This window comes from Pirellulales bacterium, assembly GCA_036490175.1.
Classification (GTDB): Bacteria; Planctomycetota; Planctomycetia; order Pirellulales; family JACPPG01; genus JACPPG01.
Genome location: DASXEJ010000283.1, coordinates 20553 through 47047, shown reverse-complemented (window position 1 = coordinate 47047; position 26495 = coordinate 20553). Strand labels below are relative to the sequence as shown.

Here is a 26495-nt window from a genome sequence, read left to right as displayed (position 1 = left end):
TGGACAGAGCACCGAAAAATCAGCGCGAACCCAATACCGGCGGCTGGACCCTCATTGCGCCTAGCTCTTGTCCAAAGCCGACTCAATGGCGTCCTGCATGCTGCCCGGCCGGTCGATATTCCAGACGACGCGGCCATCGCGCCCGATGACAAATACGCTGGGTATGGCTTGCACCCCCAGCGATTGAATTGTCGCGCCGGCCCCATAGCCGTTGGGCCAGGACAGCGTCGCGCTGTCGACCACGCCCCTGGTCTCACTCAACGTATCGGTCCCCTCCGAAGTCAGCCCCAGAAATGTCACGCCCCGGTCGTGATATTTCTCGTAGGCGGCGACCATCTCGGGCATGGCGGCCCGACACGGCGGGCACCAAAAGGCCCAGACATCGATCACCACTACCTGGCCGCGCAGTTCCTCCACGGTTGGCCCAGGGCCGTTCAGCCAACCCTCGGCCGCGAGTGGCGGCAGTGGAGTGCCCGGCGGCAAAAGATTGCCATGCAGGTCCGCCGACGAACCCCCGCACCCGATAACGAGAGCGAGCGAGAGCAGAGCCAGAATGTCGCGGTATCTGACCGTCTGAAATTTCATGTCTTTGTCGTCGCTTGCAATGGTGAGTCAGCCGCACGCAGTATCAATAAACACAGTAAGTATATGGATAAGTCTAGCAGAGCAATCTTCGAGCCAGGTCTGAACTTTCCGATACCGATCTATCGGGTGCCATGCCCACGCCGGCGTGGGCATGCCTCGCGCGCGAGGCGAGTCCGCCTCTCTGCGCCGCGGGCACGTACAAGGTGCCGACGTGCCCCGTCAACAACCCGCGGACACGTTATCGGGCTCCTTTCGGTCGGCCGCAGCACTTCTTGAACTTCTTGCCGCTACCACAGAGACACGGATCGTTGCGGCCCACGTGCGGCGCGCGAGAGACAACCGGATCGCCGGGCGCCCACGCGTGATCCTCATCCAGCAGTGGCTCTTCATCCCATTCGTCCCCCAGCGGCAACGGAGGACGATCTTTCTTCGGCGGGTTGTCAGCGGAGCCTGCCACGACAGTTCCTCCTGGCGCCTTTTCATGAAAATCGACAGCCACGAAACAAACGCCCTTCACCGAACGGCCGCCGTTTGGACCCCTAGTGGGGACGAAGCTCGCCTGTCCGGAATCAAGGCGTTCATCCTACCAATCTTAGCACTCAGACATTGCGCCAATCGGCGGTTTCTAGTCCGTCACAACCGGCAGCACGATGTGCGAGGGATGATCCGCGTCGTGGTGGATCGTATTGGTGGCTGTCACTTGTCGCCGCTGGTCTCCCAGCGGCTCGCCCGTGTTCGGGTTGACGTCGAATCGCGGAAAATTGCTGCTCGAAACGTCGACCCTGATGCGGTGCCCACGGCGAAACACATTCGATGTGGGATACAGCCGCACCGTGATCGGGTAGATGGCTCCCGGCTCCATCAGTTCTTCGCTGCGCAGTGAATTGCGAAAGCGAGTGCGCATGATCCCGTCACCCATCAGCAAGTCGATGCCTGCCGGAAAATCTGCCGACGGCGGATAGACGTCGATCAGCTTGGCCGTGAAATCGGTATCGACTGTCGAGGACGAGACCCACAGCTTTACTGCTAGCTCGCCCGTGACTTCCATGTCGGCCTCGAGCGGCGCCGTTTGAAAGACCACTACGTCGTTGCGGGCCGACAGCGGAATCGGCTGCGGTGCGTTCCAAACGTGGTCGCCCCCGCGCTGGTCCCAGGCGCCGGCCAGTAGTATTCCATCGCCAGAGGAAATGTTCCCACCGATCGTGGGCACCGGATGACGTGGGTCGAACTCGAAGCTGGTCGACGAACGAGTCACTGCCGGCCGCTGCTGTGCCAGAATGCCGTCGGCCTGCAGGTAATAATTTGTCGATTGCGAGCGCGCGAGTGGCCACTCCTGCTCGTCGCGCCAGCGGCCGCCATGATTCACGCGTCCGTCGGCCAGCTTGCGGCCATCGCCTGTGCCCATCACGAAGACCCGCACCGGTGTGGCAAACGGCGCTGCGTGGCCGACCGAGTTTTCGCGCCCCTTGAGCCAATGATCGTACCACTCGAGCCTCCAGGCCAATGGATCAGCGATCGCAGCATCCGCGCCGAAACTTGCCTGGCCGTGCGCGCTCGATCCCTGCCCGCCGTGCGTCCAGGGCCCCATGATCAAATAGACAGGCCCCTTGATGCGTTTCGACAGCGTTTGGAAGTTCGCGGTGGTATTGCCGCCCCAAGAGTCGTACCAGCCGCCGACCAGGTAAATGGGCAAGTCACGGTATTTTTCGGCATGGTCTGTGATGTTGTTCTGTTCCCAGAACTCATCATTGGCGCCGTGCCGTATCGCCTCGACGAGCCACTCTTCGTACTCGGGAATCAACTTCAGCGGCGTCGTGCCGCGGCGTAGCGGCAGGTTCAACAAGTAGTCGCGGCGATGTTCCATCATCTGCTTCAGCACTTGGGCTGTGGCCGGATCGCGCGCTTGCCTGCTGCCGCTGGGCCCACCGATCGAAAAGATCCAATTCCAGAATCGCAACTCGAACGCTCCGCCGTTGCGCATGCTGGCGTATCCCAAGTTCGACATGGCATCGACCGGGATCACGGTCTTCAGGTGCGGAGAGTTCTCCATGGCCAGGGCGTGCTGTGTGCCGCCCACGTACGACGTGCCGAACATGCCAATCTGTCCGTCGGACCAGGGCTGGGCGACGATCCAATTGGCCGTATCGACGCCGTCGCGCCCATCGTCGGTGAGCATGTGCCAGACCCCCTCCGAGTCGTAGCGGCCACGCGTGTCTTGCACCACCACCGTGTAGCCGCGTGCGGCGTAATACTTGCCCAACGCGTCGGAGCAGTTCTTGCCGTACGGGGTGCGGGTGAGGATCGTGGGATATTTTTCGCCTAGCGGCTCTCCGGACCGAGCCGGACGGTAGACATCGGTGGCCAATCGCACGCCGTCGCGCATGGAAACCATCACGCCCGTCGTGGCCACGACGTCGTTGTCTGGTTCGCGCGACACGGCCACGGCCGGTGGCAGTCCGACGAGCAGCAAGGGCAGGCCGAAATGTCGCACCGACAGCAGGGACCGCACGATCGAATGTTTGGGGCGACTTCGCCGCAACTGCGATTGGCTCGGGCTTGATCGTTGCGGCATCGACAGAATCCACATAAGCCACCTGACCGGCCGGATGGAAGGAAGGAGAGCGGGTGCGTGTATCGTAATTGCCCGGACCGGGCGGTAGTAGCAGCCGTAAGGCAACTAGCGGGGCTGATTTATCGGGCGATACCCTGTGCGGCCAGGCGGGGTTAAACTAAGCGGAGCTTGCCGCGGGCGTCTGGGCTACTTCTTCCCTCTCTTTGCGATAATCCCATGCGGAAATCCGCCTATTTGCTTGCGATCGTGGCCTTTTGCTTCCCCCTGCTCGGCGGGACCTGGGCCCGGGGCGCTGATGCCGAGCGGCGCAGTTCGTCGGCAGATCACGCGGCAGATGCCATCGGTCGCCAGATCAAATACTTTACGCTGGCCGATTTCCGTGGCAAGAAATACTCGCTCGACGACTTCGCAGGAAAGGCGGTCGTCGTTGCGTTTCTCGGCAACGAATGCCCATTGTGCAAGCAATACGCACCGCGGCTCGAAGAGCTGCAAAAAGAATTCGCCGATCGCGGCGTGGCCTTCGTTGGCATCAACGCGAACCAGCAAGACACACCCACCGAAATGGCCGCTTTCGCGCGAGTGGGAGAGATCACGTTTCCGCTGCTGAAAGACCCGGGCAACACTGTGGCAGATCAATTCGCCGCAATGCGCACGCCCGAGGTGTTTCTGCTCGATAAGAATCACGTGATCCGCTACCGCGGCCGCATCGACGATCAATTTGGGTTAGGTACAGGTTCTGGTTACGCCAAGCCAAGGGTCAAAAGCCGTGACCTGGCCGTCGCGATAGACGAACTGCTATCCGGCAAGGCGCTCAGTCAGAGCGTCAGCACGGCCCAGGGCTGCATGATCGGACGCGTCGCCAAGGTCGAACCGCACGGCGACGTCACCTATGCCAACCAGATCTCGCGGCTGTTGCAAAACCGGTGCGTCGAGTGTCACCGGCCCGGCGAGGTCGCGCCGTTCGCGCTGTTGGACTACGACGAGGTGAAGGGCTGGGCCGATACGATGCTCGAAGTCATCGACGAGGGGCGGATGCCTCCTTGGTTCGCCAATCCCGAGCACGGCCATTTTGTTAACGACGCCCGCCTGAGCGACGATGAAAAGAAGCTCTTTCACGATTGGGTGAAGAACGGTTGCCCGCAGGGGGACGACAAGGATTTGCCACCGCCCCGCGAGTTTGCCACCGGTTGGCAGATGGGCGAGCCCGACCAGATTGTGTACATGCGCGACGAGCCATTTGACGTGCCGGCCGAGGGAACCGTCTCGTACCAGTATTTCGCGGTGGACCCACACCTGACCGAGGACAAATGGGTGCAGGCGGTCGAGGCCCGGCCAGGCAACCGCGCCGTGGTACATCACATCATCGCCTTTGTGCAGGCGCCGGCGCGAGGCCGTGGCCGCGGTGGCGATGTCCGCGGAGGCGGAGGATTGGTCGGCTACGCGCCGGGGGATCGGGCGCGCATTTATCCGCCCGGCGTAGCGGCATTCTTGCCCGCTGGCTCGAAGATCGTCTTTCAGATGCACTACACGCCTAACGGCACGGCGCAGCAAGATCGTAGTTATATCGGCTTGCGCTACGCCGATCCGGCCACCGTCAAGCGCCAGACCCGCGGCGGAGCGGCCGGCAATCGCTGGTTTACGATTCCGCCGGGCGAGGACAATCATGAAGTCATATCGCAGCACAAATTCGGCAAGGATGCGCTCCTAGCCACGCTGTTTCCGCACATGCACCTGCGCGGTAAATCGTTCCGCTATGTGGCTCACTACCCAGACGGCAGCCAGGAAATACTGCTTGACGTGCCGCGTTACGATTTCAACTGGCAGTTACGTTATGTACTGGCCGAGCCAAAGCTGATGCCCAAGGGCACCCGTTTGGAATGCATTGCGCACTTCGATAACTCCGAGGGTAATCTGGCCAACCCGAATCCGCGCGATACGGTGCGATGGGGCGACCAGACTTGGGAAGAAATGATGCTCGGCTTCTTCTCGACGCTCCCCATCAGCGACGACGTTACCGGCGGCAAGCCCAGCATGCAAGAACCGGCCAGCAAAGACGAGGCATCAGCGGACACAGGCGACGGCGGTTGAGCCATCGGCTTTGAAGTCTAGTGCTGGACGGACTTTTGCAGAAACGAAGATATTTCAACCACGAATGACACGAATAAAGGCAAAACGGTTTGTCATTTTGCCATTCGTGTCATTCGTGATCTGACTTCTTAATCTTCATCGCGCCGCTGGCGCGAGTTACTTAGCCTTAGCGTCGAGCTTGGCGAGATACTTGTCCGGGTCTTGCTCGATCGATGACTTGCACCCTTCGCAGCACAGGTACACGTCCCGGCCCTTAACGCTTACCTTGAAGGGCATGCCCATCGAACCTAACGCGGCGTCGCCGACGGGGCAGTTCTTCTGTGCTTCGGCCACGGCCCGCTCGGCCTCGGGCAATAGCGCCATCGACGCTGCGATCTCGGCCGCTTCGTCATCTGCTGGCGCGGCTGTGGTGGCTTGCGGCGGCGCGGCTACCTTGGGAGGCGCCGACGTTTTGGAGCAGCCCGCCACTTGCAGTGCCAGGCACACGCCCATCGATAAGAAGATTGCCGAAAAAACGCGGTCCATTTGTAAGCCTCCGTGAAGTGGAAAAGGATGGCGCAAGTCACTAACCGGCAGGATACTCCAAGACCTATGTCGGGCCTAGTAGGGCCGTTCATCTCGACCCTTGGAATGGCAAGCTAGGGCTGTCACGCTTTGGTCGCCACGTTTGCTGTGCCAGGCATTGGGTGCCTTGTTCACTCGCACGCGTGCGAATGCGGAATGGACTTGGTGGAAAAATCATGCCCGCGCTTCCGAGTGGGCATGGCACCCGGCACCCCAATCGGAGCGCCCACAGTGAACCGAGAATCGTGCAGGCACGGGGGAGCCTTTATCCGCCGATCACCAGCGGCGCGGCCTGCCAATGTTCGATCTCATCCCATGGCCACAACGGCCGATCGATATTTTGATATTCGTATCGCCAGAAATCAGCCGGCGCGCAGCCGGGCGCCGCCACAACCATAATCTCCTGGGCACGCTCCGCATACGCCGCGCGAAACCCACAGGGGCTTTTCGCCACCAATACCTGGGCGGCGAACGGGTCGAGCCCGGCCGCCTGGAACAATTGCGGGGCGAAGTGGGGCCCGCTACGACTCGTTACCACAATCGCGACATTTCCACACTCGAGTACGCACGAGCGCCCCATGTCGATCGGCAAGTTTCGGGCTAAGTGCCCGGACAGCACAAAGCGCGCCTCGAACAGGGTAATAATGCGGGCCTTGATCGTGACCGGCTGCGAATTAAGCGTGTCGCGCAGGCCGCCTACGGGCCCATGAAACTCGCCGCCAGCGTCCAAACGCTCGGCGGCCGTGACAACCTCGGGCGCGACGAGCGTTACGAGCGCCAGTCGCTGCCAGTTGTATTTCAATAGCTCGGCCAACAGCCAGGTGCTATCGCCCGGTGCGCCGCTGGTCGTGGCGTCGGACGAATCCGACAGCACGGTCAGACCAGCGTGATTCTCATGAGCGCGTCGCACCGCTTCGTTCACAGGAACGAGCGACGGCAGGTATTCGCGACGCCGCTGCCAGAATGCGTCGGCCAGGCCCGCGCATGCGGCGCTGGCGCGCGCATGATCGTTATCAGCGACGACGACCACGGCCGTTCCCAACTCGGGAATGTCGAGCCAGGGCTGCACGGTTGCCAGGCCCGCAGCCAATATTCCGGGCGCAGCCTCGAGCGCCACAAGTTGTTGCTTGAACTGGTGACTGATGCTCTGCGGATCTTCAGTATTGGCGCGCTCGGCTGGCACCACGGCCGGAATCTTTTGGAACGCGGTCACTGGACGAGCGCCTTCGACCAGGATCTTGCGTAACAGGGCCGCGCCGCGCTGGCCCGTCTCGAAAACATCGATATGAGGCGCCGTGTGAAACATCACCAGCGCGTCGGCCGCGTGAACCATGCGCGCGGTGATGTTTGTGTGCAAATCCAAAGTCGCCACTAGCGGAATGTCCGAGCCCAGCACGTCGCGTAGCGCTGCCAGGATTTCGCCTTCGACGTCAGGCGCTTCGATGGCCACCATCGCGCCGTGTAGCGCCAGCAGCACACCGTCGACAGGCAGTGCCGCAGTGAGCGATGCGACAAGTTCCTCGCGCAGCCAGCGAAACGTCTCAGGTGTCGCGCGCCCGCTGGGCCAGGCCGGCAACCGCACCAACCCCACGATCTCGGGCCGCTCGGGCCAGCGGCCAAGCGATTGGATAAACCCGCCCAGTTCGTTCGTGTCGTGGAACCGCTCGATAATCTCTGGCCCACGAACAACGCCAAAATCCTCGAAATCCTGCCGCGTTGTCGGCAGCGGATTAAAGGTGTTCGTCTCTTGCCACAGCTGGCCAATGGCGATGCGCATGGGAATATCATCGTAGCCGCCCGGCGAAATTGCTAGCCAACGAGCACGTACTTCGCGCTGCGGCGATCTGGCCGCGAAATTGACGAGTACGCCAAAGTAGGGTGGTGTCCAAGTCAAAAATGTGCGGGGTGGCATGCCCTTCCCACGCTAGTGGGTAGGCATGTTCCACGTTTTCGGCGATTACGACATGCTACGACGGCTGCGCCGCCGAAGACATGCCACCCAGCGCGCTAAAGCTCGCACATCAAGTTAATGTGGACGTGACGGTAAGGTGGCCTTCGGCCACCATCCGAGCAGTCTCGCCGATCATTTCTCAGACAGCAGTTTTTCCAGCAACTTGGTCCCCTCCTCGTCCGGCTCGAAGCCTCCGACGACCTTGCCATGCCGATCGATCAGCACCTGTGTGGGATAGAGGACGATGTCGTAGTCGCTGACTGCTGAGTTGTGGGCTTTGTGCTCGACCCCGTCGCGAATGAGCGTTCGCTTCCCTTTCACAAGCGCGACTGGAAAGGGCAGGTCACGTCCCTTCCATAATTCTTTGCGCGTCTCGACCAATCGTGCATCGAGCCTCGCGGCAGTGTCCACTGGCTCCTGTTCGTTCTCTCCCAGGTCAACGTGAACGCCGATGATCATCAATCCCTGATCACGATACTTGTCATATAACTCGAATAGCCCTGGCATCCGGCCCACGCACGGGTTGCACCAATAGCCCCAGAAGTCGAGTATTACGACCTTGCCGCGCAGTGCAGCCAGCGTGCCGGGATCGCCGTTCTTCCAGGCCACGATACCCGTCAGCCCCGGAGCATCGTCACCTTCCAGCAGGGCCAACTTGGTCGCGGGCAGCGCAAACGTCGAGACGGCGCGTGGCGCATCGTCGTCGCTGACGTGAATCGTCTTTATGACCTGATGCGTTGTATCGGCCCGCGCTTGGATTTCGTACTCGCCAGGAGGGAGACGCAGAGAGAAATCCCTAGTTTCAAAGCCGCAATCGAGCGCGTTCTTACCGTCCAACCGCACACGCACGACCACTCCGCTGATGTCGCGGCCGTGTGCGGCCAGTTCCGGACAGTTGGCGCGACATGCCACTTCGTGTTCCGGTTGCAGCACAAGTTTGAGCGACGTTTCGCGCAGCGTCGGATCGAAGCTAGCGATCGCCACGATTTTGCGCGTCTCGTGGCGAGCCACAATACAGGCAAGCTCCAGGCGTTCATCATCGTCGACTAGCTCGGCGACCCCCGCGGCGTTTGATCGCGCGCGCCGGAAGTACTTCCATTCGGTCCCGTCTTTGGCAGCGGCCTCGCGAAACACCACTCCCACGCCTGCCGCAATGCCAATGTCGGCCCCAGCAACCGGCTTGTCCGCACTGTCGACGAGTTCGACTCTGATCGTCCGCGGAATCGGCGCTACGTCGTCCTCGTCGCTGGCCACTGCGGTGCCTGACAAGACGCATACCAGGGCGATTGCGCCGCATTTGCTAGCCATCAGAACCCCTTGATACTTGATACGCCAGCGCATCCCTGCCGACTTTGTGGCCCGCGCCTACCACCGCAACACCAACACGGGGCAATGGGCGTGCCGCACGACCTTCTCAGAAACCGAGCCGATCAAAAAACGCCGCAAGCCGGTGCGTCCATGCGATGGCAGAACGATCAGGTCCGCCTTTTCATTTTGGGCAAAGGCTGCGATCTCGCTGCCGGGGTCGCCGAAGAGCACGTTCAAGTGCAGTCCCTGGTACTTCGCGTCGGCCAGCTTCTCGCGCAGTGCATCCAGGGCGTGTTTTTCGCGCATCGAATTGTCGATCGTGGTCCAGATCACGCCCGGTTCGGCCGGGTCCAATACCGGCAGCACATACAAAACCTGCACGGCCGTCGGGGCATCGACCATTTCCAAGGCAGTGTCCAGCGCCCCAAACGACTCGTCCGAAAAATCGACGGGCACAATCACGCATTTCTTCGGCAGCCAGGGCACGGCAGGCTCCAGGATAGAGAAGTGGGGTGGGGGTACGGAGGACTGGCTTGTCGCAGGACGGAGTACCTAAACGGAGGGGATTGCTGCGGTCAACTCCGGTAATGCGCGGCTCACAATGCAGGTCTCCGCTATCCGGCGTTTGGGTCCTTAATGACCCCTCCGTCATTGCAACGGACATTCGTCCTTCCCTCATTGGTCATCATCCAGAACAGGCGCGTTTGTAACGCCTGAACTAGTGTTAAGTCAAGGATTTATGGCCGAAGTTACATTGCTGGCTTAATTTAGACATACCGAGTTGCCAAAAATCCTCAAACCGGTATTATGGCTCATAGAGATAGCCACTTAGGCGATGCCGGGCGGCCGACCGCTGCCCTAAGGTCTCGAACATGCAAAACCCCGCCGATACGATTCCGGTCTTAAGCGCTCCGACGGAATCCACCGCGCCCGCGACTTCCGACGCTCAGTTGCTCGACCTGTTGCGCCGTCGGGGTGGGATGAGCGTCTCCGAAGTTGCCGAGGCAATGGGAGTTACCGCCACGGCCGTACGTCAACGACTGACGCGGCTTATGGATCAGCAGTTGATCGAACGCCGCGTGGCGGCAGTACTCGACGGCGACACCGAGGCCAGGGCAGGGCGGGGGCGCCCTAGCCACCGCTATTCCCTTACCGAAAAGGCCCGCCGCCAGTCCGGTAACAACTTTACCGATTTGGCCGTCGTGCTGTGGGACGAGATCCGGGCCGTGAAAGATCAGGAAGTCCGCCGCGGCCTGCTGGAACGGATCGCCTCGGCTATGGCCGCGATGTATCGCGATCGTGTGACGGGGGCGACATTGGCCGCCCGCCTGGAATCGCTCAAAGAGCTTTTCGGCGAGCGACGCGTACCGCTCGATTTTTCGGACGACCGCTCGGATGACGAATCGCCTGGCCCAGCGGTCGAGACATCGGTCGCTAGGTCTCAACTACCCCTTTTGACCGTGAACGAATGCCCCTATCCCGAGCTTGCCGCTAAGGACCGGGGCATATGTGCCGTCGAGAAAATGCTATTTGCCAAGCTGCTCGAACAGCCGGTCCGGCTCACGCAATGCCGGCTCGACGGGCACGATTGCTGCCAGTTTCAGACCAACTAAAGCTCGGGTATAGTGGGGGGCTTTGATAATCACCCTGCCCCCTTGGGAAGACGCAGGACGACAACCCCCTGACTTCTCAGTGAGGCGGGGCAAGAGGGCCAAAGGCCGCGAGAAACCATGCACACACCAGCTAAGACCGATCCTTGGATCGAAGGGCGATTCGAAGAGAACTTCGCCATCACCACCGTCGAGCAGGCCATTAACTGGGCTCGCCAGTCGAGCATTTGGCCGATGACGTTCGGCTTGGCCTGCTGTGCCATCGAGATGATGGCCGCCGGAGCAAGCCGCTTCGACATGGACCGCTTTGGCGCCGGCGCCTTCCGCGCCACGCCCCGGCAGGCAGACCTGATGATCGTGGCCGGCACCGTGACGTACAAAATGGCCAGCCGCGTCCGTCGGCTCTACAACCTGATGCCCGACCCCAAGTTTGTCATTGCCATGGGCGCCTGCACCGTTGGCGGCGGACCGTACTTCAAGTACGGCTACCACGTCGTCAAGGGGGTCGATCTGGTCGTGCCCGTCGATGTCTACGTGCCCGGCTGCCCGCCGCGTCCGGAAGCACTGTTGGAAGGATTGATGCGCATTCAGGACAAGATCAAAGGTCACCGCATCGCCAATCGAAGCGAAGGGGGCCACAGCATGAAGATCGACGACGAGCTGCCGCTGCCGCATCACTCGGGTTATGTCGACGTGGAAGAAAAGGTCCCCGTTTTCGACCACCAAAAAATTACCGGCTAATCACCGGCAACTGACAACAGATAACTGACTACTGTTTACCGACACCTGCTACTATGCCACATCCCGAAATGCTCACGATTCGCGACCTGCACGTCTCTGTCGGCGAGCGACAGATTTTGCGCGGCGTCAACCTGTCGATTCGCCGTGGCGAGACCCATGCCTTGATGGGCCCCAACGGCTCGGGCAAGAGTACACTCGGCTACGCAATCATGGGTCATCCCGGATACGAGGTGACGCAAGGATCGATCGAGTTGACTGACGAGTCGGGTAATAAGTTCGACGTGCTCGACCTGGAACCGAACCAGCGCGCTCGCCATGGGATCTTTCTGGCCTTTCAGCGGCCAATGTCGATTCCTGGCGTGAAGATGGCCGACTTCCTGCGTCATGCGGCGACCAACGTCCGCCGGCCGGATCGCAAGGAGGGCGAAGAGCTGCTGCCGATGCGCGATTTCCGCAAGGAGCTGAAAGCCAAAATGGAACAACTGCGGATGGACCCCGAGTTCGCCCGCCGCTACGTCAACGATGGTTTCTCCGGTGGCGAGATGAAGCGGGCAGAGATCCTGCAAATGGCCATGCTGCGACCCAAGTTCGCCATCCTCGACGAGACCGATAGCGGTTTGGACGTCGACGCGGTGCGATTGGCCAGCCAAAGCATTGCCGAGATTGGTGGTGCCGACATGGGCATCCTGATCATCACGCACCATGACAAGCTTTTAGAGCACAATCGCCCCGACTTCACGCATGTGATGTTGGGAGGGCGCATCGTCGAAACAGGCGGCGCCGAACTAGCCGAGGAGCTGCACGGCTCGGGCTACGATCGCATCCGCTCGCAATACCCTGATGCCGCCGCCGACGAAGCAGCCATGCAACAAGCCAAGCAAGCCAAGCAAGCCGAGCCCGTTGCCTAGCTCCGCGCCGTTGCCGCAATCGGCAGACATGACCGGCAAACGCGACCGACAAAATACAAAAATACAAAGACGCAAATAGATGTAAAAAACTCCTCTTCCCTTGCGGCAGAGGGTGGTCCGCCGCAGGCGGATTGGGTGAGGGGGATGTGTGCTGCGGCACGCAACCCTCCGCTGCCCCCTCCCTTACAGGGAGGGGGTGATGAGCAGAAAACGTTCCTTTACGTCAGGATAAACAAGATCATGGCCACCGACCTCAAAGCTGACACGCACGGCGTCGGTCTCGGCGAGATCAACAAATACGACTTCCGTAACGCCGAGAAGTACGTCTTCAAGAGCCGCAAGGGACTCGATGCCGAGATCGTGCATCAGATCTCGGACATGAAGAACGAGCCCCAGTGGATGCGAGATTTCCGGCTGAAGAGTCTGGAGATTTTCAACTCGAAGCCGATGCCGCGTTGGGGCGGCAGTATCGACATCGATTTCCAGGATATCTTCTACTACATCAAACCCTCGGATCAGCAGGGGCGTAGTTGGGACGAGGTCCCTGAAGACATCAAGCGCACCTTCGACAAGCTGGGCATCCCCGAGGCCGAGAAGAAATTCCTGGCCGGCGTGAAGGCCCAATACGAAAGCGAAGTGGTCTATGGCTCGCTGCGCGAGGACCTCAGCCGCCAGGGCGTGATCTTTACCGATACCGATTCGGCGATTCGCGAATACCCCGACTTAGTACGGCAATACTTCAGCACCATCATTCCGCCAACCGACAACAAGTTCGCCGCTCTTAATTCGGCGGTCTGGTCCGGCGGCTCGTTCATCTACGTTCCCAAGGGCGTGAAGATCGAGTTCCCGCTGCAGGCCTACTTCCGCATCAATGCCGAAAGCATGGGCCAGTTCGAGCGGACGCTGATCATCGTCGACGAGGGGGCCCAGATCCATTACGTCGAAGGTTGCACGGCGCCGATGTACACGACCGAGAGCCTCCATTCGGCCGTGGTCGAGATCGTCGTCAAGAAGCACGCCCGTTGCCGCTACACCACAATTCAGAACTGGGCCAATAACATCTATAACCTGGTCACCAAGCGCGCCGTCGCCTACGAAGATGCGTTGATGGAGTGGATCGACGGCAATCTCGGTAGCCGTTTGACGATGAAGTATCCGGCCGTGTACATGCTCGAGCCGGGTGCCCGCGGCGAGATTCTGTCGATCGCCTTTTCCTCGGCCGGCCAGCATCAGGATGCTGGCGCCAAGGTCGTGCATTGTGCGCCGAACACGTCAAGCCGCATCATCTCCAAGAGCATCTCAAAAAATGGCGGCCGCGCCAGCTATCGCGGACTGGTCAAGATCGAGTCCGGCGCTCGCAAGGCGAAGTCGAACGTCGTCTGCGACGCATTGATCCTCGATTCGAAGAGTCGCAGCGATACCTATCCTTATATCGAAGTCGACGAGCAGGATGTTTCGATCGGCCACGAGGCCAGTGTCTCGAAGATTGGCGAAGAGCAATTGTTCTATCTCACCAGTCGCGGCCTGTCCGAAGCCGAGGCCAGCACGATGATCGTCAGCGGCTTCATCGAGCCGCTGGTGCGCGAGCTGCCGATGGAATACGCCGTCGAAATGAACCGTCTCATCGAACTGCAGATGGAGGGAACGGTCGGGTAGCCGCCGCGCCGCTGTTCAACCCCATGCCAGGGTTAATGCCCTGCCACCGTTTAGAACCGTCTCTCCTCGCGGGAGCGGGTAGGATGCGGGGGGATCCGGAAGCGATTTGTCGACCACTCAACCCGCCATCGGTTCTGTCTCATCGTTGGTCGACCGGGCGGTCTTTGTATTTAAGAGGAATTCAACGTCCGTATTCTGATTGCATGACATCGACCATCGCACATACCGGGTTTACGCAAGACTCATTCGAGGCTTTCCTGGCTGCGCGCGGCGAGCCGGCCTGGCTGGCTGACGCCCGTCGCCGGGCGTGGGAATCGTTCGAGCGGCTGGATTTGCCGGCGCGCAATCAAGAAGAATGGATGCGCACCGACTTGCGCATGTTTCACCTGGATCGTTTCGGATTGCCAAACGACTTGCCCGCCGGTGCCTTCCCACCATCGGCACTGCTGAGCCATGGTGTCGACCTGGCCGGCCATGAAGTCTCACTGAATAGCCGCCCGGTCGCGAGCGCGCTTGATCCTGCCTTGGCCGCACGGGGCGTGATCTTCGGCAGTCTCGACCGGCTGCTAAGCGAACGCGCCGACATTCTGCGTCCCTATTTCGACCGCGAGATCATCAGTCCCGCGGTTGATCGCTTTGCGGCGTTGCATGCCGCCTGCTGGTCGGGCGGATCGGTGCTGTATGTGCCGCGCGGAGTGACGGTCGAGCGACCGCTACACGTGCTTAACGGAATCTCGGCAGGAGGCGTCGATTTCGGCAAGACGCTCGTGATCCTCGAAGAGGGAGCGGAAGCTACGCTTTTGGCCGAGACCGCTGGCTTGGACAACAACCCCGGTCTGCACTGCGGCGCAAACGAGATCTTCGTCGGCCCCGGCGCCCGGCTGCGTTATGTGAATCTGCAAAACTGGGGCACCGGCGTGTGGCACTTTGCCCATCAAAAGGCACTGGTCGATCGCGACGCCCGTTTGCAGTGGACCATCGGCGCACTTGGCAGCCGGCTAGCGCAAGTCAACCAGCATGTGGCCCTCGTCGGCACCGGCGCCGAAGCGCAGGTCAACGGTGTCATGTTTACCGAGGGGAAACAGCAGCTCACCTACAACACGTTGCAGCATCATCAGGCCGAGCATTGCCGCAGCGACCTGTTGTACAAGGGGGCTCTGCAAGATCGCTCGCGCGTGGTGTGGCGCGGCATGATCAAGGTCGATAAGGGGGCCCAGAAGACCGACGGCTATCAGCGCAACGACAATTTAATGCTCTCGGAGCATGCCCGGGCCGATTCGATTCCCGGCCTCGAGATCGAGGCCGACGACGTGCGCTGCACGCATGGCTCGACGGCCGGTCGCGTCGACGACGAGCAGATCTTTTATGCCCGCTGCCGCGGCCTGACGCGCAAGGAAGCCATCCGCATGATCGTCGCCGGCTTCTTTCAGCAGGTTTTCGACCGCATCACGATCGAAAGCGTCCGCGACGCGTTGGGCGAAGCCATCGGTCGCCGTATCCGAGAGTACGACTGAAGAAACGATGAATGCTAAATGATGAATGTTGAACGGACCTGCTGCCCGCGCCCAACTTCAATTCATCATTCATCAGTTCACATTGATCATTCGCTGCCCCGTTCCTTCTCTGCCGCCTAATTGCATGTCCGAATTCGTTCGCGTTGCCAAAGCCGCTGACATCCCCGATCCCGGCAAGCAGATTGTCGAGGTCGACGACCGGCTGGTGGTTATCTTCCACGTCGATGGCAAGTTTTATGCTCTGGACGACGTCTGCACGCACGACGGCGGCCCACTGGGCGAAGGTCAGCTAGACGGCTTTTGCATCGCCTGCCCTCGCCACGGCGCCAAGTTCGACATTCGCGACGGCCGCGCCCTCACCATGCCAGCCACCCAGGCGACGGCCGCCCACGAAGTAAAGGTCGAAGCGGGCGAGATTCTGGTACGATTGAGCGACGAGTGACTATCATTCAGCAGCCAGTTGCCGCTCGTCTGCGAAGGTCTGGTTACGGGGCCACTACAAACAATCTCTAATTCGCCTGGTTTACCGGGCGGTGTTACGATCAAGAATTCCATCGCGTCGACAGGAGGATTTCCCATGTCGGTCACCGAAGAAACAGCCCGCGAGGCGCTGAAGCAGGTCATCGATCCCGAATTGTTCGTCAACATCGTCGATCTGGGTCTGATCTACGTAGTCAACGTGGCTGACCTGGAAGAGAGCAAGCAAAAAGTCTCGGTCGAAATGACAATGACCAGCCCGGCCTGCCCGGCTGGCCCGCAATTGATCCAGCAATCGAAGGACGTGCTGGGGCGACTGGAAGGGGTCAGCGAAGTCGAGATCAAGCTCGTGATGGTCCCACCCTGGACCCCCGATCGCATGACCGAAGACGCCCGCGATCAATTGGGGATCTTCTAACAAGAGCACTTGCTGCCGAGGGACGGGCGGTGCGGGGACCCTCTCTCTCCGCGGCGAAATTGGGCACGGTGATGAGGATGCGATTGCGTAACATGCGTCGCCGCAGTTGAGCCATCGACGATGCGCATCTTCCTATTTGAATTCACCACCGGTGGCGGATTGTTTAACAGTTCGCCACCACCCACGTTCGATCCAATCCCGGGGGACCATGCCCATGCAAGCGTGGTCATGCCGAAAGCACAAGCTAATCAGGGCACCGCGGAGTTGCATCCTCGCGCCGAACATGCACATGCCATCGGGCAGCACACACAGGGCTCACTCACTCAAACCTCGCTAATGTCCCTCACCTCAGAAGGGGCCGCCATGGTCACGGCCCTGGCAACCGATTTTGCGGCGCTCGCGAACACGCAGGCCATCCTCTTGTCCGACCAGCGCTATCCGCGCCCGCCCCTTCCCAACGTTCAGGTGCGCCAAGTCACCAACGCGAATGACTATCGTGTGGCATTCGAACAGGAATCGGCACAAGCCGATTGGACAATCGTGATCGCGCCGGAATGCGACGGCATTTTGCTAGATCGCTGCCAACGCGTAGTAAAATGCGGCGGCCGGTTGCTCGGCTCTTCGCCGGAAATCATTGGGCTGGCGGGCGACAAGCACGCCACGGCTGAACATCTGCGCAACTCCGGTATCCCTGCACCGCAAGGGAGCGTGCTGAGCGATCAATGGGAAATTCCCGCGGGCTTGCGCCTTCCGCTGGTGCTCAAACCGTGCGACGGCGCCGGATCATTGGGCCTCCGCCGCCTCGACGCGTCGTTCGCCACTGATCAGGTGCCCAGCGACTTCTTGCGCGGGCAATCGCCGTGGCGCGTCGAAGAATTCTGTCCCGGCCTCCCCATCAGCGTGGCCCTACTGTGCGGTCCGGCTGGCTGCGTGCCGCTGGCACCATGCAAACAGTTGCTGAGCGACGACGGCCGGTTTAACTACCTGGGCGGACGCTTGCCGTTAGCGCCGACGTTGGCCGAGCGTGCCACGCGATTGGCACTGCGCGCCGTCAACACGTTGAACAAGCCGCTCGGCTATCTGGGCGTCGATCTTGTACTGGGCAATGAACCTGATGGCCGTGGGGATACCGTCATCGAAATCAATCCACGCCTTACCACTTCGTACATTGGGCTGCGCGTCGCCACGCACGACAATCTGGCCGGCGCGTTGCTCGCCGTCGCGGCGGGCGAGGCGGCCGCGTTGTCGTTCAGCGACGATCCCATAGAATTCACTAGCGACGGCAACGTGAAAGTATGAGGCGCGCAATCGGCAAAATGATGAATGAAAAAGGTATCCGAGCCTGGGCCATCAACTCTGCCGTTAGTCATGCATTAAAGAGCATTTAGCACGCCCTCTCCCTTTGTGCGAACGATCCCGCCATGAAAACGCTCGCCCTTGATGTCGGCGGTGCGAACCTGAAGGCCGCCGACGGCCAGGGCTTTGCCGTTAGTCACGAGTTTGCTTTATGGCGCACGTCCGAAAGACTGCCGGGCGCGCTCGCGGAACTGATCGCCGCCTCTCCGGCAGCCGACAGTTTTGTCGCCACAATGACCGGCGAGTTGGCCGACTGCTACGAGACCAAGGCACAAGGGGTGGCCGCGATTGTCGAAGCCTTAGCTGTAGCCACTGCCGGTCGTGAGTTGAGGATTTATCTCACCGACGGCTCGTTCGTTAAGCCGGAAGTGGCAATGTCTCGTCCCCTGGCAACCGCTGCATCGAATTGGCACGCCTTGGCCCGCTTCGCCGCTAGGTTTCTTCCCGACGGCAATGGGTTTTTGATTGACCTGGGCAGCACGACTTGCGACATCATTCCGCTCGTGGCCCGCCTGCCCGCCACGCTTGGCTTTACCGATCCCGATCGATTGGTTGCCAACGAATTGCTCTATACGGGCGTGGTGCGCAGCCCGGTTTGTGCCGTGACGGCCAGCTTGCCCTGGCGAGGACTACAGTGCGCCACCGCACATGAGTTGTTCGCCACGACGCTCGACGCCTACGTTCTGCTCGGGGACTTGCCAGAGGATCCGCATTCGCGCGCCACGGCCGATGGTCGCCCGGGAACACGCTTTGCCTGCCGCGACCGGCTGGCCCGCGCCATCTGTGCCGATCGCGATATGTTCAGCGACGACGATGCACAGGCTGCCGCTGCCACGATTCGCGACGCTCAGTCCGAGCGGATCGCGATCGCGGTGCAAAACGTGATGTCGCGGGCAAATGCTAAGCCGCAGACGGTCGTCATCTCGGGACAGGGAGAATTTCTTATCCGCCGCGTGATGGAACAAATTCAGCCGGATGTCGAGCTAGTATCGTTGGCCGTCCAACTCGGGCCCGCGGTCTCGCAATGCGCCCCGGCCCACGCGGTGGCTGTGCTGGCGCAGGAACTGAGTTTGAAATGAATCGTGGTTTTCGCCGCTGCCGCGCGGGGATTCACCACGGGGGCGCGGAGTCACGGAGAAGAAGAGTGACATGTGCGAGAACGCGCGCGTCGATTAACGGTGAACGCAGGGTTAAACATAGATGATTCTGCCTGTCTCAGTGCCTCTGTGACTCCGTGGTGCCGTCATTTTCAATCGCTCCATGTGCCGGCGAGGCCAACCGGTCGACGACTTGTTCGCGGTACAGCGACTGCCGATCAGACAGCAGGAACGACAGCGTGCAAACCCATAGTGCCGGCAGCAGCAAGTTGTAGTTGCCGGTCATCTCGCTGACCATCACCAACGTCGAGAGGGGCGTCTTGGCGGCGGCCGCAAAGAAGCCGGCCATCCCCACGATCACAAAGCTGGCCGGATGCGGCACCAGCAGGGGCACATAGTGGTGCAGCGCCAATCCCAGTGCGCCCCCCGCGCAGCCGCCGATGACCATCGAAGCGCCAAATACGCCTGCTGAGCCGCCGCTGCCAATCGTCAGGCTCGTGGTCAGTATCTTGCCGAGCGCCACCACCAGCAGAATCACCGCCAGCCGCACGCCGTGGCCGCTCCCAGGCACATAGTCGAGCGCCTCTTGCAGGATGCCATACCCGAACGACAAGACCGAAAGCACGCGCTCGTCGCGGCCGAATACGTAGTACAACGCTACGGCAAGCGCGCCCGACAGGCCGGCGCCGATCATCGGTCGCAGCTTGCGATTGATCGGCAATTGGTGCAAGGAATACGTCAGCCCATAGAACGTGCGCGTGTAAAGCATCGCCAGCACGGACATGGCCACGGCTAACAGCGTGTAAGCGGCCAATTCCAGTGGCTGATTGAACACCAACATGTCCGCTACACGCGGTGGGATCACAAATAGTGATTGCCAACCGAACACGGCACCGAAGGTGCAATAGGCCGTTACGCTTCCTAGTGCGGCGGGCATCAGCACATCGGACTCGATGTCGGCCGAACTATAGAGGACTTCGGCGGCAAACAGCGTGCCCGCCAGCGGCGCGTGAAAAATTGCGCCGATGCCCGCGCCCATGCCGGCGGCCATTAGCAGGCGGCGCTCGTCGGCCCGTAGCCGCAGTACGCCACCGATGTAGGAGCCAAAGCCCGCGCCGATCTGCGCGATAGGCCCCTCGCGTCCGCCGGAACCTCCGGTGCCGAGCGTGATCGCGCTTGCCACCATTTTAACGATCGGCACGCGCGGCCGGATTTCTCCCTGATGATGATGAAAGGCGTTGATAGCGGCATCCGTGCCGTGCCCTTCGGCTTCGGGTGCCCAGGTGTACACGATCCATCCGCACGCCAGGCCGCCGAGCGCGGGAATCAGCACCAGCAGCCAGGGGCGCAAAGTGCTCTGCTGTGGCGCCGAGCCATCTTTGGAAATTGCCGGCGAACGATCAGGAAAGAGCCGCGTCTCGCCCCCGGCCTCGGCGGGTCGGTAGCCCGCCAAATCGGTCAGCGTGTAGTGCAGCACAGCCTGGCCGGCCGCATAGAACCCGACCGCGCCCAAACCAGCAATCACGCCCACGAGAAGCGACAGTGCCAGCACCCGCGATTGGGGCCGTAATCGACGACCGGACGCGGCCAAAAACTCGGGAAACCAACGCAACGGAGAACTGGGGACCAGCGGTTCGGGCATGGCTCTGGTTGTAGGCGAAACGCTGTAAATCGTCGAGAGGATATCGCAACTCCCGGCAGAAACAGGATGAGCGTCTGATGGCATCTGGCGGCGAGCATTGGCAAAGCGATCTTGATAAAATTTTCGTCATGACCCGGGCGCACGCGCTGTCGCTAATCCGGCTCAACCATCGCTGGTGCCACGGTTGGCTTGTCCTCCCGTGACGATTGGCGCGAGACTGGCGACCGTAGCGCGGTTGGTCGCCGGCAACTTCGCGCCGTCTTCCAGGCGCTGTTTAATGTCCTACCCTTCAGCGTGTTCCAGCACCGACGCGCTGCCAGAAACTACCGTCGCCCCCCTCAGAGTTCTGCCCATCGTGACGACCGAACACCGCCATTCGCGCGAGCACGCACACGATCACGCGGGACATAGCCATGCCGGGCATGCGCATCACATTCACCGTGACGCCTCGACCGGACGGCTGTCTGCCACTTTGGCGCTCGTGCTCTTGTACATGGTGGCCGAGCTGATCGGCGGATGGCTGGCGAATTCGCTTACACTGTTGGCCGATGCCGGGCACATGCTATCCGACGCCGCCGCGCTCGGGCTTAGCCTGTTCGCGGCCTCGATCGCCCGCCGCCCGCCCACGGCGCAGCATTCCTACGGCTACTACCGGGCCGAGATCCTGGCGGCCTTGGCCAACGGTGCGCTGCTGGCCGCCATTTCCTTGTGGGTGATCGTCGAAGCTTATCACCGGCTGTGGGATGAGTCCGCCGTGCAAGGCCCACTGATGATGGGAATAGCCGTCGGCGGGCTCGTGGTGAACTGCATCGGACTGTGGCTTTTGCATCCCGGCCAAGGGGCAAGCATCAACATACGCGGCGCGTGGCTGCACGTGCTGTCCGATTTGCTGGGGAGCCTGGCGGCCATCGCGGGCGCCGCGCTGATCTGGGCGTATGGCTGGAATTGGGCAGATCCGCTGGCTTCGGCCGCAATTTCGCTATTGATCATCTACTCGTCGTGGGGCCTGCTTAAAGAGGCTATTGGCGTGCTCATGGAAGGGACGCCCAGCCACGTCGATCTCGACCAGGTGCGTGAAGCGATCGCCACGGTGCCCGGCATCGAGGACGTTCACGATCTGCACATCTGGACCATAACCAGCGGCATGGAAGCTCTCTCGGGTCATGTCGTAACCAGCGACGGTCAGCCAGCCCCACAGCTACTGGCCGAGCTTCGCAAGTTACTGCACGACAAGTTCGGCATCGATCACATCACGATCCAAATCGAGCCTCCCAACTTCGACGACTGCCGCACCCGCTGTTGATCGAGTTCCATAGCGCACGCCGCCCCGACTGCCCCAGGCAATCGGGCACGCTACAATGTCAGGCTCAATCCGGCAACGCGAAGGCGCCATTACCGTGGAACCGCAGACATATCACCGGGGAGCTGCATCAATGAAGTTGTTTGACCTGAGCGGGCGGGTCGCCGTGGTCACCGGCGGAAACGGCGGTATCGGCCTGGGCATGGCCCAGGGATTGGCAGCGGCCGGTGCGACGATCGTCGTGGCCGGACGCGATCAAGCGAAGAGCGCCGCGGCCGTCGCAGAACTGCAGGCCACCGGAGCGCGCGCCGCGGCCGTCGAAGTCGACGTGGCGCGCGAGGACTCGTGCCACGCCATGGTCCGCAGCGCCGTTGCACAGTTCGGCCGAATGGACATTCTGGTCAACAATGCCGGCATCAACATCCGCAAGCCGCCGCAGGATTACACTCTCGACGAGTGGAACACGGTCATGACGATCAATCTCACCGGCGCGTTCATCTGCTCGCAGGCCGCCTACCCGGAGATGTGCCGTGCCGGCGGCGGCAAGATCATCAACATCGGGTCGATGGTCTCGATCTTCGGCATCCCTTATGCCCCGGCCTACACGGCTAGCAAAGGGGGCATCGTGCAGCTGACCAAGTCGCTGGCCATCGCCTGGGCCAAGGACAACATTCAGGTCAACTCGATTCTGCCTGGATGGATCGATACCGACCTGACGCGTGGCGGCCGCAAGCAAGTGCCCGGTTTGCACGAACGCGTGGAGGCCCGCACCCCGGCGGCCCGCTGGGGAGATCCGGCCGACTTTGCCGGCGTGACGATCTTTCTGGCCAGCGCCGCCTCGCAATTCGTCACCGGCACAGCCATCCCCGTCGACGGCGGCTATTCCGTGAACGGATAATCGCTGCAAGAACTAGTACCGCCCACTGTGACTGAGACGAACGGCTGCCCGCCGGTCGATACACAGTCCCTTTGTGTTATGCGCGCAGGCTGCGGTTCGCCTTCGTTCGCGTTGGTCAGCGTTAAGCTCAAAGATGCTGCTGCCGGCTAGTCTTTGCCTGCGGCGGCGTCGGCTACGGCGGCTGGGCGGCGAACGTGCAGCGTGATGGGCTGTGAGGCTTGCGTGCCGGCGGCATTGGCCACGGCATGGATGCGGCGGCTGGTATCGGGCACCCATTTGGCCGACGTCAGAAATATCTGCCGCTCGGTTTCGCCCGCGCGGATCAGGACTCCATTGAGCCCAATGTTGTCGACGATCACGCCGTGTGGCAAGTTATCGACGTCAAAGTTGATCAGCTCATCGAAGCCGTTGCGTTCGACCTTCAAGAGCGCCGTGATTGTCGTACCGGGCCCGATCGTTAGCTCGGCCGGCTCCAGATGCACGATCAACTTGGGTCGTTCGGCCAGGCTGAGCGACGGTGCCGAGACTTCTCGCTCGACTTGTGCGCCGTCGATCATGGCGCGGGCGACGACTTTGATACTTGCCTTGGCGTCGGCTGCTGGTTTGGCGGCGTCGGCCGTGGCGCTGACTACGGCCCGCGCTTCGTTATGCCCCGCTTGGATCACCGTGGGCGTCGACAGGCTGAACCCCGCGGGCAGGCCGGTAGCTTCAACCGAGATGTCGCCATCGAAACCGTCGATACGCTCGGCCGTGAGCACCATTCGCTGGCCGCTGCCTGCCGGCACCGTGGCGTCGCCGGTGATTCGCACTTTAAAATCGGGGCGTGGCTGCCGCACGATCAGCCGATAGGCAAACATATCGCCGCCGATTGCGCGCACGTCGCTGACGCGTACCAGGTACGTACCGTCGGCCGGAGCCGTGAAGGTCAAACGCGAATCGCGGCCCAGCTTGCGTTCGCCATCGTCATCGTTGTCGTAGTAGATCGGGAACACGGGCAGCCCCGTCGATACGAGCGTCGCTCCCGGTGGGTGCGGCACGACCGTGTAGATGTTCTCATCCAGCGGGTGAGCCCGGGCACTGGTGTCGAAGTAGCCGCGCCGCTTGCCGGCCGAGGTGTACATCAACAATTCCGAGTCGGGTCCCTGCGGCATGCGAAAAGTTTTGCAGACTTCGCCCTGCAGGTACAAATACTCGTTCAGTTCCATCTCTTCCCAGTTTTTGGGGCGCACGCCCGGCTGGATCGAATCGATGGGGCGGAACTCAACATATGAATCGCGCACGGCTTGCAGCAGCACCCGCTCGATGGGACGGCCCTGGGAATCTAGCACCTCGACCTTGGAATCGAGCGGTGAGCGGCGTCGCGCGGCCTCGACTTCGACGGTCCACGTTTCTCCCTTGCGTGCCTCGAAGCGATACAGATCGGCATCTGTCGCCGCGTCGATCGCGGGTGCAATCCGTCCGCCGGCTACGCCTGGCACCCTCAGCGGCGTGGCTTGCTCGGGCCGATCATTGGGCTCGACTTCGACGATCTCGGCCGCGTCGGTCACCAGCACCTTTAGCCCACCGCGGCTGCGGTAGCTGGCTTCGTCGAGCGGCAGGGGGACTTCGCCCGGCTTGTCGGATGGAATTCTCACGCGTGCCTCGGCCGGCAGGTTGTAGCCGACCAGTTGCACCTGGTTGTCGCGCCCTACGGCCACGCTCAGCGGAAAGGCCGTGGTGACAAATGGCACGGCCCCCAGCGTGAGCTTGTAAAAATGTTTGTCCGAACCGGCCATCGCCAGGTCGCGGACCCGCACGGCATAGCGACCGTCGGCCGGCACGCGGTAAGCGACAAGCGGATCGGCATCGTCGTTGAAATCGTTGCTCGTTGCCACGATCTGTCCTTGCGGACCGAGCAGTGTCAGCACGGCGTTCAACTTCGAGCCTAGGCTTTTGGCGGCCAGATCGCAGACGATCGTCTGTCCGGCCTGACCGTCGAACGTTATGTGGTCGATGTCCCCCATAGCGGCCAGCGTGCCCCACACGCAGCTCGGCAGCATCACCGGCGCGGCCGCGGCAGGCGAGGCGTTGGGTTCGGCTTCGGCCAGCTGCGCCAGATCGTCTAGCTCGATTGGCAACTCGTCGCTCGCGCCGCCTGGCGTTACGACGGACATTTTGTAGCGGCCGCGTGGCAAGTTCGCTGCCGGCGTGACTTCGGCCCACAACTCGTCGGCGCGAGGTTCATCGGCCGGCAGGATGCGGCTGGTGAATTCTCCACGATCGAACTTGATCGCGCTTGTTTCGAGCAAGTTCTTGCCCGTGATGCGCACTTTGTTCAAGACGCCGCGCTGCAGACCGCGCTCGTAGACACCGGTCAGCTCGGGCTTCGGCACGGGCAGATGCTCGCCGGTCGTTACGTCGTAGAAGGCCAGGCTGCCATCCAGCCGGCCAGCGAGCAGCGATTTGTTGTCCGGACCGATGGCGAGCGCCCCGGCCCAATCGGGCTGCGCTTCGAGCACGCGCTTTTCGACAAACGTCCTGCCGTCCCACACCTTCAGCGTGCGATCTTCGGCGGCGCTCGCCAGCCAATTGCCGTCGGGCGAGAACGCCAGCTTGACGACCGCCCCCTCATGGGCGAAACGCGTATAGACCAGCGGATTGGTTCCTTCCTTGGCTGACTCGCTAATCCGCCACACGCGGATCCGATTGTCGACTCCACCGGCTGCGACGAAGCGCCCGTCGGGCGTAAAGGCCACGCTGTAGACTTCTTTCAGGGGTTGGCCGAACGTATCGAGCCGCTCGCCGGTAGTGACCTCCCACAGCTTGACGGAACGATCGGCACTGGCGCTGGCCAGCAATCGCCCGCTGGGACTGAACGCCAGATCGAAAACCGCGCCGTTGTGGCCGGCGATGGTGCGCACCTCGGCGCCGGTCTCGGCATCCCACAGCTTAATTTGCTGGTCGTAGCTGCCGGTCGCGAGCAGTTTGCCGTCGGGACTGAGTGCGGCGGCGTATAAACTATCGCGATGACCTATGATCTTGCGCAGTGGTGCGCCATCGGCCACGTTCCAAACGATGACCTCGCCGAAGACGCCTGGCTCGCCCGCGGCAGTCACTAGCCGCGCGCCATCTTTGGAGAACTCGACGTCGGTCACATTGCCGCGATGGCCCGCCAGCTTGCGGACCGTGGCCCGGCTGTCGGTGGCTATCAGTCGCACTTCGCTATAGCCGGCCAGCGCCGCCAGTTTGCCGTCGGGCGAAATCGTTACGGCATTGATCGGCCGCCGCGGTCTGCCACGTAGCGGCACTTTAGGCGTGATCAGCAGCGTGGGATCGGGCGCTGCCCCGGTGGGCCCTTTCGCGCCCGCGTCAATCCATTTAGAGATGGTCGCGATTTCATCCTTCGTGGGCCCTTCGTTCCCCTCAGGAGGCATCGCCGGCTTGGCACGCCCGTCGAGCATCAGCACCAGGCGGCTGACGTCGCTCTTGCCGGCGACGAGCACGGCGCCGCCATCGCCCCCTTTTAGCAGGCTTTCATAACTGTCTAGCACCAGGCCATGTTCGGCATCGTTGGCGTTGTGGCACCCTTGGCAGTACTTCTTTAACAGCGGAGCGATCTGCGCGTTGAATTCCGGCGCCGCCTGCGACGTGGTAGCCGCCGCTGTTGGCTCGTCGGCGCGCGTCGACCCCAGACCCATGAAGGCTATGCAAATAATCGCCGCGACGAGTACGAGCCGGTGATGATTCATCAATGTCGGTCGACGCGTGTGCGCCGTCAGTGGGTCAGGGCGTTGCGAGTAGCAGTCATGTTCCTGGCGCAGGACCGTCACG

General features: G+C 61.6%; 21 protein-coding genes. 12 read left to right on the top strand and 9 right to left on the bottom strand.

What is annotated here, in order from left to right:
* Positions 1–60 precede the first annotated feature (60 nt).
* The 3 genes from VGG64_21480 to VGG64_21470 all read right to left on the bottom strand — a co-directional run bounded on the left by VGG64_21480 (position 61) and on the right by VGG64_21470 (position 3094).
* The gene (locus VGG64_21480; GenBank protein HEY1602188.1) at positions 61–585 is read right to left on the bottom strand and encodes a TlpA disulfide reductase family protein; all 525 of its coding nucleotides are present in this window, start codon (positions 583–585) and stop codon (positions 61–63) included.
* A gap of 238 nt (positions 586–823) precedes the next feature.
* A complete protein-coding gene (locus VGG64_21475) occupies positions 824–1042 on the bottom strand; it encodes an SEC-C metal-binding domain-containing protein (protein HEY1602187.1) in 219 nt (72 codons plus the stop codon).
* 168 nt (positions 1043–1210) lie between these two features.
* Positions 1211–3094: a CocE/NonD family hydrolase gene (locus VGG64_21470; protein HEY1602186.1), complete on the bottom strand. Its 1884-nt coding sequence runs from the start codon at positions 3092–3094 to the stop codon at positions 1211–1213.
* 279 nt (positions 3095–3373) lie between these two features.
* Here VGG64_21470 and VGG64_21465 point away from each other — a divergent pair, with 279 nt between their 5' ends.
* Positions 3374–5245 carry a redoxin domain-containing protein gene (locus VGG64_21465; GenBank protein ID HEY1602185.1) on the top strand — a complete coding sequence of 624 codons (1872 nt, stop codon included), beginning with the start codon at positions 3374–3376 and terminating at the stop codon, positions 5243–5245.
* A 156-nt stretch (positions 5246–5401) separates the two neighbouring features.
* Here the strand turns inward: VGG64_21465 and VGG64_21460 are convergent, their stop codons facing one another.
* The 4 genes from VGG64_21460 to VGG64_21445 all read right to left on the bottom strand — a co-directional run bounded on the left by VGG64_21460 (position 5402) and on the right by VGG64_21445 (position 9554).
* A complete protein-coding gene (locus VGG64_21460) occupies positions 5402–5770 on the bottom strand; it encodes a hypothetical protein (GenBank protein HEY1602184.1) in 369 nt (122 codons plus the stop codon).
* Between the two features lie 304 nt (positions 5771–6074).
* Positions 6075–7721 carry a M81 family metallopeptidase gene (locus VGG64_21455; GenBank protein HEY1602183.1) on the bottom strand — a complete coding sequence of 549 codons (1647 nt, stop codon included), beginning with the start codon at positions 7719–7721 and terminating at the stop codon, positions 6075–6077.
* A gap of 171 nt (positions 7722–7892) precedes the next feature.
* On the bottom strand, positions 7893–9068 hold the full coding sequence (locus VGG64_21450) for a TlpA disulfide reductase family protein (protein ID HEY1602182.1): 1176 nt from the start codon (positions 9066–9068) through the stop codon (positions 7893–7895).
* Between the two features lie 57 nt (positions 9069–9125).
* Complete coding sequence (locus VGG64_21445; protein HEY1602181.1) at positions 9126–9554, bottom strand: universal stress protein; 429 nt, start codon at positions 9552–9554, stop codon at positions 9126–9128.
* A gap of 386 nt (positions 9555–9940) precedes the next feature.
* Here VGG64_21445 and VGG64_21440 point away from each other — a divergent pair, with 386 nt between their 5' ends.
* The 9 genes from VGG64_21440 (at position 9941) to VGG64_21400 (ending at position 18827) form a co-directional block, all read left to right on the top strand.
* On the top strand, positions 9941–10681 hold the full coding sequence (locus VGG64_21440; GenBank protein ID HEY1602180.1) for a MarR family transcriptional regulator: 741 nt from the start codon (positions 9941–9943) through the stop codon (positions 10679–10681).
* Positions 10682–10798: 117 nt separating this feature from the next.
* On the top strand, positions 10799–11419 hold the full coding sequence (locus VGG64_21435) for an NADH-quinone oxidoreductase subunit B family protein (protein ID HEY1602179.1): 621 nt from the start codon (positions 10799–10801) through the stop codon (positions 11417–11419).
* 53 nt (positions 11420–11472) lie between these two features.
* Positions 11473–12327, top strand: a complete 855-nt coding sequence (sufC, locus tag VGG64_21430; protein HEY1602178.1) for a Fe-S cluster assembly ATPase SufC — start codon at positions 11473–11475, stop codon at positions 12325–12327.
* 240 nt (positions 12328–12567) lie between these two features.
* Positions 12568–13983, top strand: a complete 1416-nt coding sequence (gene sufB, locus VGG64_21425) for a Fe-S cluster assembly protein SufB (protein HEY1602177.1) — start codon at positions 12568–12570, stop codon at positions 13981–13983.
* Between the two features lie 203 nt (positions 13984–14186).
* A complete protein-coding gene (sufD, locus tag VGG64_21420) occupies positions 14187–15497 on the top strand; it encodes a Fe-S cluster assembly protein SufD (protein HEY1602176.1) in 1311 nt (436 codons plus the stop codon).
* 124 nt (positions 15498–15621) lie between these two features.
* Positions 15622–15939, top strand: coding sequence for a non-heme iron oxygenase ferredoxin subunit (locus VGG64_21415; GenBank protein ID HEY1602175.1), 318 nt, complete (start codon positions 15622–15624; stop codon positions 15937–15939).
* Positions 15940–16074: 135 nt separating this feature from the next.
* Complete coding sequence (locus VGG64_21410; protein HEY1602174.1) at positions 16075–16392, top strand: metal-sulfur cluster assembly factor; 318 nt, start codon at positions 16075–16077, stop codon at positions 16390–16392.
* A 120-nt stretch (positions 16393–16512) separates the two neighbouring features.
* Positions 16513–17691, top strand: a complete 1179-nt coding sequence (locus tag VGG64_21405; protein HEY1602173.1) for an ATP-grasp domain-containing protein — start codon at positions 16513–16515, stop codon at positions 17689–17691.
* Positions 17692–17813: 122 nt separating this feature from the next.
* Positions 17814–18827: a hydantoinase/oxoprolinase family protein gene (locus VGG64_21400; GenBank protein HEY1602172.1), complete on the top strand. Its 1014-nt coding sequence runs from the start codon at positions 17814–17816 to the stop codon at positions 18825–18827.
* Between the two features lie 136 nt (positions 18828–18963).
* On the opposite strand, the gene VGG64_21395 is transcribed toward VGG64_21400, so the two are convergent.
* Entirely contained in the window at positions 18964–20487 is a 1524-nt protein-coding gene (locus VGG64_21395) for a chloride channel protein (protein ID HEY1602171.1), read from the bottom strand.
* A 355-nt stretch (positions 20488–20842) separates the two neighbouring features.
* Here VGG64_21395 and VGG64_21390 point away from each other — a divergent pair, with 355 nt between their 5' ends.
* Complete coding sequence (locus tag VGG64_21390; protein ID HEY1602170.1) at positions 20843–21790, top strand: cation diffusion facilitator family transporter; 948 nt, start codon at positions 20843–20845, stop codon at positions 21788–21790.
* Positions 21791–21920: 130 nt separating this feature from the next.
* Positions 21921–22685 carry a glucose 1-dehydrogenase gene (locus VGG64_21385; protein HEY1602169.1) on the top strand — a complete coding sequence of 255 codons (765 nt, stop codon included), beginning with the start codon at positions 21921–21923 and terminating at the stop codon, positions 22683–22685.
* Positions 22686–22831: 146 nt separating this feature from the next.
* On the opposite strand, the gene VGG64_21380 is transcribed toward VGG64_21385, so the two are convergent.
* Positions 22832–26494 (bottom strand): c-type cytochrome domain-containing protein, encoded by a 3663-nt coding sequence (locus VGG64_21380; GenBank protein HEY1602168.1) that lies wholly within the window; start codon positions 26492–26494, stop codon positions 22832–22834.
* Between the last annotated feature and the right edge of the window lies 1 nt (position 26495).

Coding starts and splice junctions, on each gene's coding strand:
- VGG64_21480 (HEY1602188.1), bottom strand. CDS start 585: ATGAAATTTCAGACGGTCAGATACCGCGACATTCTGGCTCTGCTCTCG.
- VGG64_21465 (HEY1602185.1), top strand. CDS start 3,374: ATGCGGAAATCCGCCTATTTGCTTGCGATCGTGGCCTTTTGCTTCCCC.
- VGG64_21460 (HEY1602184.1), bottom strand. CDS start 5,770: ATGGACCGCGTTTTTTCGGCAATCTTCTTATCGATGGGCGTGTGCCTG.
- VGG64_21455 (HEY1602183.1), bottom strand. CDS start 7,721: ATGCCACCCCGCACATTTTTGACTTGGACACCACCCTACTTTGGCGTA.
- VGG64_21450 (HEY1602182.1), bottom strand. CDS start 9,068: ATGGCTAGCAAATGCGGCGCAATCGCCCTGGTATGCGTCTTGTCAGGC.
- VGG64_21440 (HEY1602180.1), top strand. CDS start 9,941: ATGCAAAACCCCGCCGATACGATTCCGGTCTTAAGCGCTCCGACGGAA.
- VGG64_21435 (HEY1602179.1), top strand. CDS start 10,799: ATGCACACACCAGCTAAGACCGATCCTTGGATCGAAGGGCGATTCGAA.
- sufC (HEY1602178.1), top strand. CDS start 11,473: ATGCCACATCCCGAAATGCTCACGATTCGCGACCTGCACGTCTCTGTC.
- sufB (HEY1602177.1), top strand. CDS start 12,568: ATGGCCACCGACCTCAAAGCTGACACGCACGGCGTCGGTCTCGGCGAG.
- sufD (HEY1602176.1), top strand. CDS start 14,187: ATGACATCGACCATCGCACATACCGGGTTTACGCAAGACTCATTCGAG.
- VGG64_21415 (HEY1602175.1), top strand. CDS start 15,622: ATGTCCGAATTCGTTCGCGTTGCCAAAGCCGCTGACATCCCCGATCCC.
- VGG64_21410 (HEY1602174.1), top strand. CDS start 16,075: ATGTCGGTCACCGAAGAAACAGCCCGCGAGGCGCTGAAGCAGGTCATC.
- VGG64_21405 (HEY1602173.1), top strand. CDS start 16,513: ATGCGCATCTTCCTATTTGAATTCACCACCGGTGGCGGATTGTTTAAC.
- VGG64_21400 (HEY1602172.1), top strand. CDS start 17,814: ATGAAAACGCTCGCCCTTGATGTCGGCGGTGCGAACCTGAAGGCCGCC.
- VGG64_21395 (HEY1602171.1), bottom strand. CDS start 20,487: ATGCCCGAACCGCTGGTCCCCAGTTCTCCGTTGCGTTGGTTTCCCGAG.
- VGG64_21385 (HEY1602169.1), top strand. CDS start 21,921: ATGAAGTTGTTTGACCTGAGCGGGCGGGTCGCCGTGGTCACCGGCGGA.